Origin of the sequence: Pseudomonas fluorescens (assembly GCF_040448305.1) — a bacterium.
Classification (GTDB): Bacteria; Pseudomonadota; Gammaproteobacteria; order Pseudomonadales; family Pseudomonadaceae; genus Aquipseudomonas; species Aquipseudomonas fluorescens_BH.
Genome location: NZ_CP148752.1, coordinates 5713397 through 5727785, shown reverse-complemented (window position 1 = coordinate 5727785; position 14389 = coordinate 5713397). Strand labels below are relative to the sequence as shown.

Genomic DNA, 14389 nt, shown 5'->3' with positions numbered 1-14389 from the left:
GGTGTTTGGCTATGCAGCCTGCTGAAACTGCTGCCGATACTGATTCGGCGACAACTCCGTGTGCTGGCGGAACAGCCGGGCGAAGAAGCTCGCATCGTCATAGCCAACTTCATAGCTGATGGTCTTGATGCTCTTGCGGCTGCCGGACAGCAAGCCCTTGGCGGTTTCGATGCGCAGGCGTTGCAGGTAATGCAGTGGCTTGTCGCCGGTGGCGGTCTGGAAGCGGCGCATGAAGTTGCGGATGCTCATGCCGTGTTCGCGGGCGACGTCTTCGAAGCGGAACTTGTCGGCGAAGTGTTCTTCGAGCCAGTGCTGGATCTGCAGGATGATCACGTCCTGGTGCAGCTTCTGCCCGCCGAATCCAATCCGTCCCGGTGAATAGCTGCGCTGCACCTCATACAGAATGTCCCGTGCTACAGCCTGGGACACGTTGGCGCCGCAGAAACGCTCGATCAGGTAAATGTACAGGTCGCAGGCCGAGGTGGTGCCGCCGGCGCAGTACAGGTTATCGGCGTCGGTCAGGTGCTTGTCCTGATTGAGCTGGACCTGGGGGAAGCGTTCGGCGAAGGCATTGAAGAAGCGCCAGTAGGTGGTCGCTTCCTTGCCATTGAGCAGCCCGGCTTCGGCCAGCCAGAAAACACCGGTGGCTTCGCCGCACAGTACGGCGCCGCGCGCATGTTGCTGGCGCAGCCATGGCAGGACTTGCGGGTAACGTTTGCAGAGGCTGTCGAAATCGTCCCAGAACGCGGGAAGAACGATGATGTCGGCGTTTTCCAGCCCGCCATCCACCGGAATCATCACATCGCTGAAGGTGTTGACCGGTTTGCCGTCGGGGCTGACCAGACGGGTTTCGAACGCCGGTGTCAGGCCCTGGCCCAGCTGTTTGCCGTAGCGCAGGCTGGCGAGGTGGAAGAAATCCTTGGCTTGCATGAGGGTGGAAGCGAAAACCCGGTCGATGGCCAGGATGCTGACGCGCCGCAGGGGCGTGGAGGCTTGGTTAGACATAATTCAACTTTATTTTTATAGGGGGAAGTGGTCACCAGACGGCTGGATCGTCTTATTTTTTGTCGGATGTGTCCAGTGTCCTGTATCGGAAGCGAGGCTTAGTCTCTGAAGGTCAACTCCTTCTAAAAACAAAGAAAAGGTGCCGCATGATCCCCAGAACCCTGTTCAGTTCCGAGCACGAGCTTTTCCGCGACAGCGTGCGGACGTTTCTCGAAAAAGAGGCGGTGCCGTTCCACGGGCAATGGGAAAAACAAGGCTATATCGACCGCAAACTGTGGAACAAGGCGGGGGAGGCGGGGATGCTTTGCTCGCATCTGCCGGAAGAATATGGAGGCCTGGGGGCAGACTTTCTCTACAGCGCGGTGGTGATCGAAGAAGTGGGGCGGCTGGGCCTGACCGGCATCGGTTTTTCCCTGCACTCGGACATCGTGGCGCCGTACATCCTGCATTACGGCAGTGAAGCGCTGAAGCACAAATACCTGCCGAAACTGGTGTCCGGCGAGATGGTTACCGCGATCGCCATGACCGAACCGGGCGCCGGTTCCGATTTACAGGGGGTGAAAACCACGGCCGTGCTCGATGGCGATGAGTACGTGATCAACGGCTCCAAGACCTTTATCACCAATGGCTACCTGGCCGATCTGGTGATCGTCGTCGCCAAGACCGATCCGAAGGCTGGTGCGAAGGGCACCAGTCTGTTTCTGGTGGAAGCCAATACGCCGGGCTTCGACAAGGGCAAGCGCCTTGAGAAGGTCGGGATGAAAGCCCAAGACACCTCGGAGCTGTTCTTCCAGGACGTGCGTGTGCCCAAGGAAAACCTGCTGGGCCAGGCCGGGATGGGCTTTGCTTACCTGATGCAGGAGTTGCCCCAGGAGCGCCTTACCGTGGCCATTGGCGGGCTCGCGTCAGCCGAAGCGGCGCTGCAATGGACGCTGGACTACACCCGCGAGCGCAAGGCGTTCGGCAAGTCGATCGCGGATTTCCAGAATACCCGGTTCAAGCTGGCGGAGATGGCCACGGAAATCCAGATCGGCCGGGTCTTTGTCGACCGCTGCCTGGAGCTGCATCTGCAAGGCAAGCTCGACGTGCCGACGGCGGCGATGGCCAAGTATTGGGGCACCGACCTGCAGTGCAAGGTGCTCGACGAGTGTGTGCAGTTGCACGGTGGTTACGGTTTCATGTGGGAGTACCCGATTGCGCGGGCATGGGCGGATGCGCGGGTGCAGCGGATCTATGCCGGCACCAATGAAATCATGAAGGAGATTATTGCGCGGTCACTTTGACTCGGCAGTGATTGTCAGATCGTCATCGCGAGCAGGCTCGCTCCCACAGGAGATCACCGTAACCTGTGGGAGCGAGCCTGCTCGCGATGGGGCCTATGAATCAATCAAGGTGCGGGATTCGGATGGTCCTTGTGAATCGCCTCGATCCCTTCCAGTACTTCCTCCGACAGTTTCAGATCAAAACTGGCGATGTTGCTCTCCAGTTGCTCCATCGTCGTCGCGCCAATGATGTTGCTGGTCACGAACGGCTGCTGCGTTACGAACGCCAGGGCCATTTGTGCCGGGTCCAGGCCGTGCTCGCGAGCCAGGGCCACGTAACGGCTGCAGGCAGCTTCCGACTGCGGGTTGAAATAGCGGCTGAAGCGGCTGTAGAGGCTCAGGCGACCTTTTGGCGGGCGGGCGCCACCTTCGTACTTGCCTGACAGGAAACCGAACGCCAGCGGCGAATAGGCGAGCAGGCCGCATTGCTCGCGGATGGCGATTTCCGCCAGGCCGACTTCGAAGCTGCGGTTGAGCAGGTTGTACGGGTTCTGGATCGACACGGCGCGCGGCCAGCCTCGGGCTTCGGCCAGGGCCAGGAAGCGCATGGTGCCCCAAGGCGTCTCGTTGGACAGGCCGATGTGGCGGATCTTGCCGGCGCGGACCTGCTCGTCCAGCGCTTCGAGGGTGTCCTCCAGCGGGGTCAGGTTGGCTTCGATCTTGTGCTTGTAGCCCAGTTGTCCGAAGAAGTTGGTGCTGCGCTCCGGCCAGTGCAGTTGGTACAGGTCGATGTAATCGGTCTGCAGGCGCTGGAGGCTGGCGTCCACGGCTTCGGTGATGTGCTGGCGGTTGTGGCGCAGGTTTTTATCGCGGATGTAGTCGATGGTGTTGCCGGGGCCGGCGATCTTGCTGGCCAGGATCCAGTCGGCGCGGTCACCGCGGCTTTTGAAGTAATTGCCGATGTAGCGTTCGGTGCTGGCGTAGGTTTCGGCCTTGGGTGGTACCGGGTACATCTCGGCGGTGTCGATGAAGTTGATCCCGGCACGCTTGGCCCGCTCAATCTGGGCGAAGGCGTCTGCCTCGCTGTTTTGCTCGCCCCAGGTCATGGTTCCGAGGCAGAGGGCACTCACGTTCAGATTGGTTCGGCCTAGCTGGCGATAGTCCATCGGGTGCTCCTTGGGCAAAACAATCATAAAAGCAGGTTGAATTATTTTTCGCAATCTGCATAATTGCGCACCTCTTTCTGCAGTGGAAGTGATGCGCCGCCGCCGAAGAATCTTGCCGTTGAACGGACGCGCCGACCCGAGCCCCCGAAAGCGTCTGTATCCGGCTGCCTTTGACTTGTCAAAGTACGCACTATTCAGTAAGATCCGCCGTCTAATTTACAGGGCGGCCCCTGAGGCTATAAAGAATGAAAACTTTTACTGCTAAACCAGAAACAGTAAAGCGCGACTGGTTTGTCGTCGACGCTGCTGGTCAGACCCTGGGTCGTCTGGCCACCGAAATCGCGAGCCGTCTGCGTGGCAAGCACAAGCCTGAGTACACTCCTCACGTTGACACCGGCGACTACATCGTCGTAATCAACGCTGAGCAGATTCGTGTTACCGGTGCTAAAACCACTGACAAAATGTACTACTCCCACTCCGGTTTCCCGGGCGGCATCAAGTCGATCAACTTTGAAAAGCTGATCGCCAAGGCCCCTGAGCGCGTGATCGAGACCGCGGTTAAAGGCATGCTGCCTAAAAACCCACTGGGTCGCGACATGTACCGTAAGCTGAAAGTCTATGCGGGCGCTGCACACCCACATACTGCTCAGCAGCCCCAAGAACTGAAGTTTTAACGGAATAGTACATTATGTCGGCGACTCAAAATTACGGCACTGGCCGTCGCAAGACCGCAACCGCACGCGTTTTCCTGCGTCCGGGTACTGGTAACATCTCCATCAACAACCGTTCGCTGGATAACTTCTTCGGCCGCGAAACTGCCCGCATGGTAGTTCGTCAGCCGCTGGAGCTGACTGAGACTGTCGAGAAGTTCGACATCTACGTCACCGTGATCGGCGGTGGTGTGAGTGGTCAGGCTGGCGCAATCCGCCACGGCATCACTCGTGCTCTGATGGACTACGACGAGACTCTGCGCAGCGCCCTGCGTAAAGCCGGCTTCGTAACCCGCGATGCTCGTGAAGTTGAACGTAAGAAAGTCGGTCTGCGTAAAGCGCGTAAGCGTCCGCAGTACTCGAAGCGTTAATTCGCTTTCACGTTCAAAAAAGAACGCCCAGTTTCCTCACGGAGCTGGGCGTTTTTTTGTGTCTTCGATTTATCAAAGAATTGCGCTGTGACAACTTGCCACATCCGCAGACGCCCTATACTACAAGGCTTGGGGGTGAGGGGCTCGGGTAATTACCTTGTCAGAATTGGGGCTTTTCATTACCATTCGGCAAAATTTTTATAAGTACATAGTTTTACTTAGTAGATGCCTGATTTAACAGGCCACAAAGCTGATGGGAGAGGACTGAATGAGCAATGACGGCGTGAATGCAGGCCGGCGTCGCTTCTTGGTAGCAGCCACATCCGTGGTGGGTGCTGCAGGAGCGGTGGGGGCTGCGGTCCCGTTCGTGGGGTCATGGTTTCCCAGTGCCAAGGCGAAAGCCGCAGGTGCACCGGTGAAAGTGAATGTCAGCAAAATCGAGCCAGGCCAGCAGATGATTGCTGAGTGGCGCGGCCAGCCGGTGTTCATCGTCCGCCGTACACAGGAAATCCTGGGGAATCTGAAGAAGATCGAGGGCCAGCTCGCTGACCCGACCTCCAAGAACTCGACACAACCGACTTACGTTGATCCGGAAACCCGTTCGATCAAGCCTGAGGTCCTGCTGCTGATCGGTATCTGCACGCACCTGGGTTGCTCGCCGACCTTCCGTCCCGAAGTGGCACCTGCGGATCTGGGTAAAGACTGGGTAGGCGGCTATTTCTGCCCTTGCCATGGTTCCCACTACGATCTGGCTGGTCGCGTCTACAAGTCGCAGCCTGCGCCTTTGAACCTGCCAGTTCCCCCGCATTCCTATGAGACCGATGAAATTATTATCATTGGCGTCGATACGGAGAAAGCGTGATGAGCAAGTTCATGGATTGGGTTGATGCGCGCTTTCCCGCCACCAAGATGTGGGAAGACCATCTCAGCAAGTATTACGCTCCGAAGAACTTCAACTTCTTCTACTTCTTTGGTTCCCTGGCGCTGCTCGTTCTGGTCAACCAGATCGTTACCGGTGTCTGGCTGACCATGAGCTACAACCCGTCGGCGGAAGAGGCGTTCGCTTCCGTCGAATACATCATGCGTGACGTCGAGTACGGCTCGATCCTGCGTCTGCTGCACTCCACCGGCGCTTCGGCGTTCTTCATCGTGGTCTATCTGCACATGTTCCGTGGCCTGCTCTACGGTTCGTACCAGAAGCCGCGTGAGCTGGTGTGGGTCTTCGGCATGCTGATCTACCTGGCGCTGATGGCCGAAGCCTTCATGGGTTACCTGCTGCCGTGGGGCCAGATGTCGTACTGGGGGGCCCAGGTGATCATCTCGCTGTTCGGTGCGATCCCGGTCATTGGTAACGACCTGACCCAGTGGATTCGTGGTGACTACCTGATTTCCGGTATTACCCTGAACCGCTTCTTCGCCCTGCACGTGGTTGCCCTGCCGATCGTTATCCTGGGTCTGGTGGTGTTGCACATCCTGGCGTTGCACGAAGTCGGTTCCAACAACCCGGACGGCGTGGACATCAAGAAACACAAGGACGAAAACGGCATACCGCTGGACGGCATTGCCTTCCACCCGTACTACACCGTGAAAGATATCGTCGGCGTGGTGGTGTTCCTGTTCATCTTCTGCTCGATCGTGTTCTTCTTCCCGGAAATGGGCGGCTACTTCCTCGAAAAGCCGAACTTTGAAGTGGCGAACGCCTTCAAGACCCCAGAGCACATCGCTCCGGTCTGGTACTTCACCCCGTTCTACGCCATCTTGCGTGCGATTCCGGACAAGCTCCTGGGTGTGATCGCCATGGGCGCGGCCATTGCTGTGCTGTTCGTCCTGCCGTGGCTGGACCGTAGCCCGGTCAAGTCGATGCGCTACAAGGGCTGGCTGAGCAAGATCTGGCTCTGGGTGTTCTGCATCTCGTTCGTGATCCTGGGCGTGCTGGGTGTTCTGGCTCCGACTCCAGGCCGTACGCTGTTGTCGCAGGTATGTACCTTCCTGTACTTCGCCTACTTCATTCTGATGCCGTTCTACACCAGGCTCGAGAAGACCAAACCGGTTCCGGAAAGGGTGACTGGCTGATGAAAAAACTATTTGCTGTATTGATGCTTGCTGCGCTGCCGGTGTTCGCTTTCGCAGCAGAACACGGTGGTCCCGAGCTGGAAAAAGTCGACATCGACGTTTCCGATAACGCAGCCATGCAGGACGGTGCACGTACGTTCGCCAACTACTGCATGGGTTGCCACAGTGCCAAGTTCCAACGCTATGAGCGTGTTGCCGATGACCTGGGCATTCCCCATGAGTTGATGCTGGAGAAGCTGGTGTTCACGGGCGCCAAGATCGGCGACCACATGAGCATCGGCATGCAGCCAGCGGACGCCAAGGCCTGGTTTGGCGCAGCGCCGCCTGACCTGACCCTGGTTGCCCGTGTTCGCGGCACCGACTGGCTCTACGGTTACCTGAAGTCGTTCTACGAAGATCCTTCGCGCCCATGGGGCGTGAACAACAAGGTCTTCCCGAACGTGGGTATGCCTAACGTCCTGGCCGGTCTGCAAGGTCGCCAGGTGGTTGGTTGCAAACAGGTTCAGATCGTCGAAGACGGCAAGAAGCAATTTGATCCGTTGACTGGCACGCCATTGACTCATGAGGCGTGCGATCAACTGACCATCGTGCCGAAAAGCGGTGCTCTGACTGAAGAGCAGTTCGATGAGAAGGTCAAGAATCTGGTAACCTTCCTGGCTTACTCGGCTAACCCGGTTAAGCTGCAACATCAGCGCATCGGTACGTATGTATTGTTGTACCTGGCGTTCTTCTTCGTCTTCGCTTACCTGCTCAAGCGCGAATACTGGAAAGACGTGCACTGATAAAGCTTCAAGCTATTGCTGTTAATCGCGCGCGCCCAAGGGCGCCTCTGAAGATGTAGCGAAACTGGTGATCCAGTCGTTACGGGAGGCGCCCTCTGGGCGCGCTCGTTTTTGAGCTTTCGATAATTTCTACAAGCGAGGAGGATCGCCATGGGCGTGACCAATCGGTTGGCCTGTTACTCCGACCCCGCCGACCACTATTCCCACCGAGTGCGCATCGTACTGGCAGAGAAGGGTGTCAGCGCCGAGATCATTTACGTGGAGGCTGGTCGCCAGCCACCTAAACTGATTGAAGTGAACCCTTACGGCAGCTTGCCCACCCTGGTCGATCGCGACCTGGCGTTGTGGGAGTCGACTGTGGTGATGGAATATCTGGATGAGCGTTACCCGCACCCGCCGCTACTGCCGGTTTATCCCGTGGCGCGTGCCAACAGTCGTCTGCTGATACACCGCATTCAGCGAGACTGGTGTGGTCTGGTGGATCTGATTCTGGATTCGCGGACCAAGGAGGCGGCCCGTGCCGTGGCTCGAAAAGAGTTGCGCGAAAGCCTGACGGGTGTTTCGCCACTGTTTGCCGACAAACCGTTTTTCCTCAGTGAGGAACAAAGTCTGGTGGACTGCTGCCTATTGCCAATACTCTGGCGATTGCCGATTCTGGGTATAGAACTGCCGCGGCCGGCCAAGCCGCTGCTTGATTATATGGAGCGCCAGTTTACGCGTGAGGCTTTCCAGGCGAGTCTGTCTGGTGTCGAACGCGATATGCGCTAAGGCTTAAGGAGCCGTTATGAACTCCAGTCGACCTTATCTGGTCCGCGCGCTCTATGAGTGGATTGTGGACAACGATTACACCCCGCACATGCTGGTCAATTCCGAGTACCCGTCGGTGCAGGTGCCTCAGGGGTTTGCCAGTGACGGACAGATCGTCCTGAACGTATCGCCACAAGCCGTGCGTCACTTGCACATGGATAACGAAGCGGTCAGTTTCGAAGGGCGCTTCGGTGGCGTGCCGCACACCTTGTACGTGCCAATTGCTTCGATCCTGGGTATCTACGCCCGGGAGAATGGCCAGGGCATGGTGTTCGATCTGGAATCGCCGATGGGCGAGGACGACGAGATCGAACCGGATGACGATCTTCCGCCACCCGACAGCGAACCGCCGCGTCCAAGCGGTCGACCCAGTTTGAAAGTGGTGAAGTAATAAAAAAGGCGATCCAGATGGATCGCCTTTTTTATTGCGTGGGATTGCAGGTCAGTCGATGTACTCGAACAACTTCACAATCTTCTGCACGCCGGATACGCCTTGTACCAGATTGGTCGCCTGCGCGGCTTCCTGCTTGGTCAGCAGGCCCAGCAAGTAGACGATGCCGTTTTCAGTGACAACCTTGATGCGCGAACCGGGGATGTTCGCATCGGCGAGCATCTGGGTCTTGATCTTGGTGGTCAGCCAGGTGTCGTTCTGGCGTGCCAGCAACGAGGAGGGCGGCAGGACTTGCAGTTCGTTGTGCACCTGTTTCACGCGCTGGACAGCGGCGGCGGCCTGTTCGGCCTTGGCCTTGAGGTCCGCGCGTGGCGTTTGCCCGGCGAGCAGCACGACACCGTTGAAGCTGGTGATGACGATGTGCGAATCCTTATCCAGGGCCGGGTCGGCCTTGGCGATGTTCACGCCAACCTTGGTGTCGATCAGGGAATCGTCGATCTTGCTGCCCAGTGTGCGAGTGCCGCGGTCATCTTCAATCGGTGCTTCACGGCTGGCAGTCACCACCGAGGTGCAGCCGCTGATGCCGAGGCACAGGGTCAAGGCCAGTAGGCCAAGGCGATTAGGGGTCATTCTTCACTCCCGAACAATTGGCTGTCGATCAAGTCGCAAAGGCAATGGATCGCCAGCAGGTGGACTTCTTGAATACGAGCGGTGACGTTGGCCGGTACGCGAATCTCGACGTCCTCGGGCAACAGTAGCGACGCCATGCCGCCGCCATCACGTCCCGTCAATGCTACGACAATCATTTCGCGATCATGTGCGGCCTGGATCGCTTGAATTATGTTGGCCGAGTTGCCGCTGGTGGAGATGGCCAGCAGCACATCGCCGGGTTGGCCGAGTGCACGGATCTGCTTGGAGAAGATTTCGTTGTAGCTGTAGTCGTTGGCGATCGAGGTGATCGTCGAGCTGTCGGTCGTCAGGGCGATGGCCGGCAGGCTCGGGCGCTCGCGCTCAAAGCGATTGAGCAGCTCGGACGAGAAGTGCTGGGCATCGCCGGCAGAGCCACCGTTACCGCAGGAAAGCATTTTGCCTTCGTTGAGCAGGGCGTTGACCATGACCTGGCTGGCTTGCTCGATGTGCGGTGCAAGTACTTCCATCGCCTGTTGCTTGGTGTCGATACTGGCCTGAAAAAGCTGGCGAATTCGCGATTGCATGTCCATCTGTGTGACCTTAAGTAGCGCGGCTGTTCGGCACGTGAATGTGCAGCCCGCAAAGCAAAGAGCAAAAGTGTTGGGTGATAGTGTCCGGTTCGCAATGCCGGCGATCAGCCGTCGAAGGCATTCTGTAGCCAGTTCAATTGATCGAGGTTGCTGTCGATGGCAATCACGTCGAAGCGGCAAGGGGAATTGGCCCAGCGCGGCTCGCGCTGAAGAAAATATTGCGCGGCGAAAATCAGTTTTTGCCGTTTGCGCTCATCGATGCTATCGAGCGCGCCACCCCATTGAGTGTTTTTTCTGTAGCGGACTTCAACGAATACTACTGTATCGCCATCTAGCATGACCAGATCAAGCTCGCCGCGTTTACACAACCAGTTCTGCGCCAGCAGGCGCAGACCCTGTTGTTGAAGATGCTCGAGCGCATGGCGCTCGGCATCCTTGCCGCTTTGCTGGCGTGACCTGTCGGGCATCAGCGAGCGGTGTCCGGCAGGCGCTGAACCTGGCCATTGGCAAACTCGGCCCATGGCAACTGGCGCACGACCCGCTGGCTCTGAGACATGCCAAGGCTGCCCGACTCACCGTCGATGCGGCTGTCCGGCAGGGACTTGAGCTGGCCCAGGCGTGGCGCCAGTCGATAGGCGTCCACACCCATGGCATACAGGCGCCCCAGGCTGCCGGCGGCTTGTGGCCACTGGGCAGTGACCTGGCGGCGCAGTGGATCATTGGCGTCCAGCAACCATGGTGTCTCGCAGAAGCGAATACCATTCATGTCGTTGTACTGGTTGACGTCGCCGCTGGCGCTGAACACGTGGGAGGTGGCGTAGACCGGAACATCGCCTGCGTACTGGAAGTTCAAGGTCGGTTTGATTTGCTGGGCCTGTTGCGGTGTTGCGGCGAGGAAAATGAACTCGATGTCCTGGCGGCGCGATGGCTGGGCAGCGACTTGCGAACCAACCGTGCTTTGCAGGCTCTTGGCGCGACCTTCGCTCTGGCGCAGCTGGAACATGTCGGCAATCTGCTGGGCCAACTGGACCGGTTGATCGACGCGTTCGGTGGCGACGATGGTGCCGCCGTTGGCTTGCCAATCCTGGCTGAACGCCTTGAGCACGCGGTCGCCCCATTCACCTTTCGGCACCATGATGGCTGCGCGATGCAGGCCGTCGGCGCGAGCGCGGCGCGACACTTCGCGGGCTTCGTCTTCAGCGGCAAGACCGAACTGGAACAGCTGCGCCGGGCCTTGATCACCCTCGCTGTAATTCAGTGCCAGGGTGGTGATCGGCAATTGCGGGCGAGTGCTCAGTTGCTTGACCAGCGGCTTCTCCAGCGGGCCGACGACCAGTTGCACGCCATCGGCCTGGGCCTTGCGGTAGAACTCGTCCATGGAAGTCAGGCGCGAGCTGTCATAGAACTCGATGGCGGGTGGTTTCTGCCCGGCCTGTTGGGCCTGGTAGTGAGCGGCCATGAAGCCGTCGCGCAGCGCTTTGCCAACCGAGGCCAGTTGGCCGTCCTGAGGCAGCAGCAGGGCGATCTTGTTCAGGGGCTGGCTGGCCAGCTCCTTGAGTTGGGTCAGTGGCTGCGGCAATTGAACGGCTGCCGGGTGCTTCGGATTCTGCGCGCGCCAGTTGTCGATGGCAGCCTGTTGCTGCTCCAGGGTGCCGGCGGATTTCACAGCCAGTGCCAGGGCCATCCAGCCGCCGAGATCGTCGGTGGCACTTGGCTGCAATTGATTGGTCGGTAGCGAAGCGATCAGTGTCCAGATGGCTTCATGGTTTTTGCTCGCGGCTTCACCTTCGAGCATCGGGGCGATGAAAATGCGCTGGCGAGCGGCGGCGAGGGTCTGGCCGTCGGCTTCAAGTGCGCGGGCGTGAACGGTGCCGGTGCGGACCTGTTGTTCTTCGGGCAGTTCGCTCAAGTATTGCAGGCTTGGGTGGCTCAAGGCAGCCAGCGCGGCCTTGGGCTGATTGCGGGTCATGGCCAGTTCAGCTGCCAGGGTGTTGGCGAAAACCTGTGGGCCCGGCTTGAGCTGTTCGACAGGAACCTGTTGCAGGATTTGCGCGGATTGGCCGGCATTGCCCTGGCGATAGGCCAGGTCGGCTGCGCTCAAGCGCAGCAGGGCGGCATCTTCCGGTGATTTGCTTTGGGAGGCCTTCTCAAGCAGTTGCTCGATACTGGCGTCCGGTGTCCGTGGAAGCTCGCCAAGGCTGGAGGAGGGCGAGCTGGCGCAAGCCGCCAGCAAGGCAGCGAGGCAGAGGGCAGATAACAGCCGCAGGCAAGCGATCATGTAAGCGTTCCTGATACTCGATCAAATTAGCGTGGAATTGTACCCAAGCACTGGCCGGGGCGCGATGTTACTGGCGTGAATCGATCAATTTAGCTGGTGTAAATGTTGCGCCAGCGCACAAACAGTCGCCGATACCTCGTTTGCTTGCGGGTATCGTGAGTCTCGCTACGCGCTACAATGGCGACTTTTACCGATCATGAGGTGTGCGCTTTGACTGCTCCAGGTGCTTTGAATTCCGCTGCTGGCTCGCTTTATGTGGTGGCGACGCCCATCGGCAACCTGGATGACATCAGTGCGCGGGCGCTGAAGATCCTGCGTGAAGTGGCCTTGATTGCCGCGGAAGACACCCGTCATTCCCAGCGCTTGATGCAACACTTCGGCATCTCGACGCCATTGGCGGCCTGCCATGAGCACAACGAGCGTGATGAAGGTAGTCGCTTTATCACTCGCCTGCTTGCCGGTGACAACGTGGCGTTGATCTCGGATGCCGGGACGCCGCTGATTTCCGATCCGGGTTATCACCTGGTGCGGCAGGCCAGGGCAGCGGGCATCAATGTGGTGCCGGTTCCGGGCGCCTGTGCGCTGATTGCAGCGTTGTCGGCGGCGGGTCTGCCTTCCGACCGTTTCATTTTCGAAGGTTTCCTCCCGGCCAAGACTGTGGGGCGGCGAGCACGTCTCGAACAGGTAAAGGAAGAACCTCGCACATTGATCTTCTATGAGGCCCCGCATCGTATCCTTGAATGCCTGCAGGATATGGAGCTGGTGTTCGGCCCTGAGCGCCCGGCGCTGCTTGCCCGTGAGCTGACCAAGACGTTTGAGACCCTCAAGGGACTGCCGCTGGCTGAGCTGCGCGAGTTTGTCGAGTCGGACAGCAATCAGCAGCGCGGCGAGTGCGTGGTACTGGTGGCGGGCTGGTCCGCGCCTGAGGAGGAAGGTGCCGTCAGCAGTGAGGCGATGCGCATCCTCAACCTGTTGCTCGAAGAAATGCCGCTCAAACGTGCGGCGGCTTTGGCGGCGCAAATCACCGGTGAGCGAAAGAACGTGCTGTACCAGATCGCGCTGGATCAGCAGAAGGGCGAGTAAAACCCGACGCACAGGCGTGCTCAATGGCGCTTGGTGCTTGTTCTTCGGGCGCTCTGCCGGTAACCTTCGCGGCGGAGAGTCGATCGGACAGTCGCTGCCCTCTATGAAAATTAGGGGGGGGAGGAAAGTCCGGGCTCCATAGGGCGAAGTGCCAGGTAATGCCTGGGAGGCGTGAGCCTACGGAAAGTGCCACAGAAAATAACCGCCTAAGCGCTTCGGCGCCGGTAAGGGTGAAAAGGTGCGGTAAGAGCGCACCGCACGTCTGGCAACAGTTCGTGGCTAGGTAAACCCCACTTGGAGCAAGACCAAATAGGGTCCCAAGGCGTGGCCCGCGCTGGGACCGGGTAGGTTGCTAAAGATGTCCAGTGATGGCCATCGTAGACGAATGACTGTTCAAGACAGAACCCGGCTTACAGATCGACTCTCCACCTTTTTCTCTCCTCTGCTTGAATCATCGGGCAGGGGGTTGGGTGATAGCAATTTCCCTCCTTACACATTCATCCGCAGAACCTCTTTTGTAATACCAAAAAAATCTTACTCTTAATAAATTACTTTAACTTTCGAACACAGCCTTCTGTGCTGATTCAAGTTATCGGTCAGTTTCATCTGCCGGATTCTCGTTACCCCTCCGTTAATGCTCCTAAATCTCAGTTCTGTAAGGGTTTTCCTTTAATCCGCGCCTTGACGGTGTGGTGGGCGCATTCCTATAGTGTGCGTAAGTGGCGGAAAGTGGCATGAAGTGGGTTTTTTGAACTCAAAACGCTAGAATTTGGAGAGACGCTGACGTGTTTCGCGGAGCCAACGCTATCAGTCTCGATGCAAAGGGCCGTCTCGCAATGCCGAGCCGGTACCGTGACGAGCTCGATTCGCGAAGCTCCGGTCAATTGATCGTGACAATTGATGCCGTTGATCCTTGTTTGTGTGTTTACCCCCTCGATGAGTGGGAAATTATTGAAACCAAACTGCGCGCACTGCCTTCGCTTCGCGAAGAGAACCGCCGCCTGCAACGTTTACTGATTGGTAATGCCGTCGACCTCGAGCTCGATGGCAGTGGTCGTTTTCTGGTTCCGCCGCGTCTTCGTGAATATGCCAAGTTGGATAAGCGCGCGATGTTGGTAGGCCAACTGAACAAGTTCCAATTGTGGGACGAGGATGCCTGGAACGCGGTTTCTGCCGCTGACCTGGCTGCCATTCAACAACCGGGCGCTATGCCTGATGAACTGCGTGATTTGATCCTGTGA

16 protein-coding genes and 1 other RNA gene are annotated in these 14389 nt (G+C 58.3%); 11 read left to right on the top strand and 6 right to left on the bottom strand.

The window, feature by feature from the left end:
• Window positions 1-9: 9 nt before the first annotated feature.
• Entirely contained in the window at window positions 10-930 is a 921-nt protein-coding gene (locus WHX55_RS26025; RefSeq protein WP_178120848.1) for a GlxA family transcriptional regulator, read from the bottom strand.
• A gap of 221 nt (window positions 931-1151) precedes the next feature.
• Between WHX55_RS26025 and WHX55_RS26020 the strand changes: the two genes are divergently transcribed.
• Window positions 1152-2288 (top strand): acyl-CoA dehydrogenase family protein, encoded by a 1137-nt coding sequence (locus WHX55_RS26020; protein ID WP_046041911.1) that lies wholly within the window; start codon window positions 1152-1154, stop codon window positions 2286-2288.
• Between the two features lie 104 nt (window positions 2289-2392).
• Here WHX55_RS26020 and WHX55_RS26015 read toward each other — a convergent pair whose 3' ends face one another.
• Window positions 2393-3433, bottom strand: a complete 1041-nt coding sequence (locus WHX55_RS26015) for an NADP(H)-dependent aldo-keto reductase (RefSeq protein ID WP_353741564.1) — start codon at window positions 3431-3433, stop codon at window positions 2393-2395.
• A gap of 245 nt (window positions 3434-3678) precedes the next feature.
• Here WHX55_RS26015 and rplM point away from each other — a divergent pair, with 245 nt between their 5' ends.
• The 7 genes from rplM (at window position 3679) to WHX55_RS25980 (ending at window position 8567) form a co-directional block, all read left to right on the top strand.
• A complete protein-coding gene (rplM, locus tag WHX55_RS26010; RefSeq protein ID WP_007917032.1) occupies window positions 3679-4107 on the top strand; it encodes a 50S ribosomal protein L13 in 429 nt (142 codons plus the stop codon).
• Window positions 4108-4121: 14 nt separating this feature from the next.
• Complete coding sequence (rpsI, locus tag WHX55_RS26005; protein WP_003228056.1) at window positions 4122-4514, top strand: 30S ribosomal protein S9; 393 nt, start codon at window positions 4122-4124, stop codon at window positions 4512-4514.
• A gap of 268 nt (window positions 4515-4782) precedes the next feature.
• Entirely contained in the window at window positions 4783-5376 is a 594-nt protein-coding gene (gene petA, locus WHX55_RS26000; protein ID WP_046041913.1) for a ubiquinol-cytochrome c reductase iron-sulfur subunit, read from the top strand.
• On the top strand, window positions 5376-6587 hold the full coding sequence (locus WHX55_RS25995; protein ID WP_150727963.1) for a cytochrome bc complex cytochrome b subunit: 1212 nt from the start codon (window positions 5376-5378) through the stop codon (window positions 6585-6587). Before petA ends, WHX55_RS25995 begins: the two co-directional genes overlap by 1 nt.
• The gene (locus WHX55_RS25990) at window positions 6587-7369 is read left to right on the top strand and encodes a cytochrome c1 (protein WP_150727962.1); all 783 of its coding nucleotides are present in this window, start codon (window positions 6587-6589) and stop codon (window positions 7367-7369) included. Before WHX55_RS25995 ends, WHX55_RS25990 begins: the two co-directional genes overlap by 1 nt.
• 150 nt (window positions 7370-7519) lie before the next feature.
• Complete coding sequence (locus tag WHX55_RS25985) at window positions 7520-8137, top strand: glutathione S-transferase N-terminal domain-containing protein (protein WP_353741563.1); 618 nt, start codon at window positions 7520-7522, stop codon at window positions 8135-8137.
• Between the two features lie 16 nt (window positions 8138-8153).
• Entirely contained in the window at window positions 8154-8567 is a 414-nt protein-coding gene (locus WHX55_RS25980; RefSeq protein ID WP_150727961.1) for a ClpXP protease specificity-enhancing factor, read from the top strand.
• Window positions 8568-8618: 51 nt separating this feature from the next.
• On the opposite strand, the gene WHX55_RS25975 is transcribed toward WHX55_RS25980, so the two are convergent.
• From WHX55_RS25975 to WHX55_RS25960, 4 genes are all read right to left on the bottom strand, one after another.
• Window positions 8619-9197 (bottom strand): BON domain-containing protein, encoded by a 579-nt coding sequence (locus WHX55_RS25975; RefSeq protein WP_150756204.1) that lies wholly within the window; start codon window positions 9195-9197, stop codon window positions 8619-8621.
• The gene (locus tag WHX55_RS25970) at window positions 9194-9787 is read right to left on the bottom strand and encodes a phosphoheptose isomerase (protein ID WP_007972584.1); all 594 of its coding nucleotides are present in this window, start codon (window positions 9785-9787) and stop codon (window positions 9194-9196) included. The genes WHX55_RS25975 and WHX55_RS25970 overlap by 4 nt, the downstream gene beginning before the upstream one ends.
• 104 nt (window positions 9788-9891) lie before the next feature.
• Complete coding sequence (locus tag WHX55_RS25965) at window positions 9892-10254, bottom strand: YraN family protein (RefSeq protein WP_008045939.1); 363 nt, start codon at window positions 10252-10254, stop codon at window positions 9892-9894.
• Window positions 10254-12065, bottom strand: a complete 1812-nt coding sequence (locus tag WHX55_RS25960) for a penicillin-binding protein activator (RefSeq protein WP_353741562.1) — start codon at window positions 12063-12065, stop codon at window positions 10254-10256. The genes WHX55_RS25965 and WHX55_RS25960 overlap by 1 nt, the downstream gene beginning before the upstream one ends.
• 177 nt (window positions 12066-12242) lie before the next feature.
• On the opposite strand from WHX55_RS25960, the gene rsmI reads away from it, so the two are divergent.
• The 3 genes from rsmI to mraZ all read left to right on the top strand — a co-directional run bounded on the left by rsmI (window position 12243) and on the right by mraZ (window position 14389).
• Window positions 12243-13148, top strand: a complete 906-nt coding sequence (gene rsmI, locus WHX55_RS25955) for a 16S rRNA (cytidine(1402)-2'-O)-methyltransferase (protein ID WP_353741561.1) — start codon at window positions 12243-12245, stop codon at window positions 13146-13148.
• A gap of 75 nt (window positions 13149-13223) precedes the next feature.
• Window positions 13224-13577, top strand: an RNA gene (gene rnpB, locus WHX55_RS25950) — RNase P RNA component class A.
• 356 nt (window positions 13578-13933) lie between these two features.
• Window positions 13934-14389: a division/cell wall cluster transcriptional repressor MraZ gene (gene mraZ / locus WHX55_RS25945; RefSeq protein WP_007917012.1), complete on the top strand. Its 456-nt coding sequence runs from the start codon at window positions 13934-13936 to the stop codon at window positions 14387-14389.

Bases quoted from the DNA above. Each gene is read 5' to 3' on its own strand.
- WHX55_RS26025 (WP_178120848.1), bottom strand. From the start codon at position 930: ATGCAAGCCAAGGATTTCTTCCACCTCGCCAGCCTGCGCTACGGCAAA.
- WHX55_RS26020 (WP_046041911.1), top strand. From the start codon at position 1,152: ATGATCCCCAGAACCCTGTTCAGTTCCGAGCACGAGCTTTTCCGCGAC.
- WHX55_RS26015 (WP_353741564.1), bottom strand. From the start codon at position 3,433: ATGGACTATCGCCAGCTAGGCCGAACCAATCTGAACGTGAGTGCCCTC.
- rplM (WP_007917032.1), top strand. From the start codon at position 3,679: ATGAAAACTTTTACTGCTAAACCAGAAACAGTAAAGCGCGACTGGTTT.
- rpsI (WP_003228056.1), top strand. From the start codon at position 4,122: ATGTCGGCGACTCAAAATTACGGCACTGGCCGTCGCAAGACCGCAACC.
- petA (WP_046041913.1), top strand. From the start codon at position 4,783: ATGAGCAATGACGGCGTGAATGCAGGCCGGCGTCGCTTCTTGGTAGCA.
- WHX55_RS25995 (WP_150727963.1), top strand. From the start codon at position 5,376: ATGAGCAAGTTCATGGATTGGGTTGATGCGCGCTTTCCCGCCACCAAG.
- WHX55_RS25990 (WP_150727962.1), top strand. From the start codon at position 6,587: ATGAAAAAACTATTTGCTGTATTGATGCTTGCTGCGCTGCCGGTGTTC.
- WHX55_RS25985 (WP_353741563.1), top strand. From the start codon at position 7,520: ATGGGCGTGACCAATCGGTTGGCCTGTTACTCCGACCCCGCCGACCAC.
- WHX55_RS25980 (WP_150727961.1), top strand. From the start codon at position 8,154: ATGAACTCCAGTCGACCTTATCTGGTCCGCGCGCTCTATGAGTGGATT.
- WHX55_RS25975 (WP_150756204.1), bottom strand. From the start codon at position 9,197: ATGACCCCTAATCGCCTTGGCCTACTGGCCTTGACCCTGTGCCTCGGC.
- WHX55_RS25970 (WP_007972584.1), bottom strand. From the start codon at position 9,787: ATGGACATGCAATCGCGAATTCGCCAGCTTTTTCAGGCCAGTATCGAC.
- WHX55_RS25965 (WP_008045939.1), bottom strand. From the start codon at position 10,254: ATGCCCGACAGGTCACGCCAGCAAAGCGGCAAGGATGCCGAGCGCCAT.
- WHX55_RS25960 (WP_353741562.1), bottom strand. From the start codon at position 12,065: ATGATCGCTTGCCTGCGGCTGTTATCTGCCCTCTGCCTCGCTGCCTTG.
- rsmI (WP_353741561.1), top strand. From the start codon at position 12,243: ATGGCGACTTTTACCGATCATGAGGTGTGCGCTTTGACTGCTCCAGGT.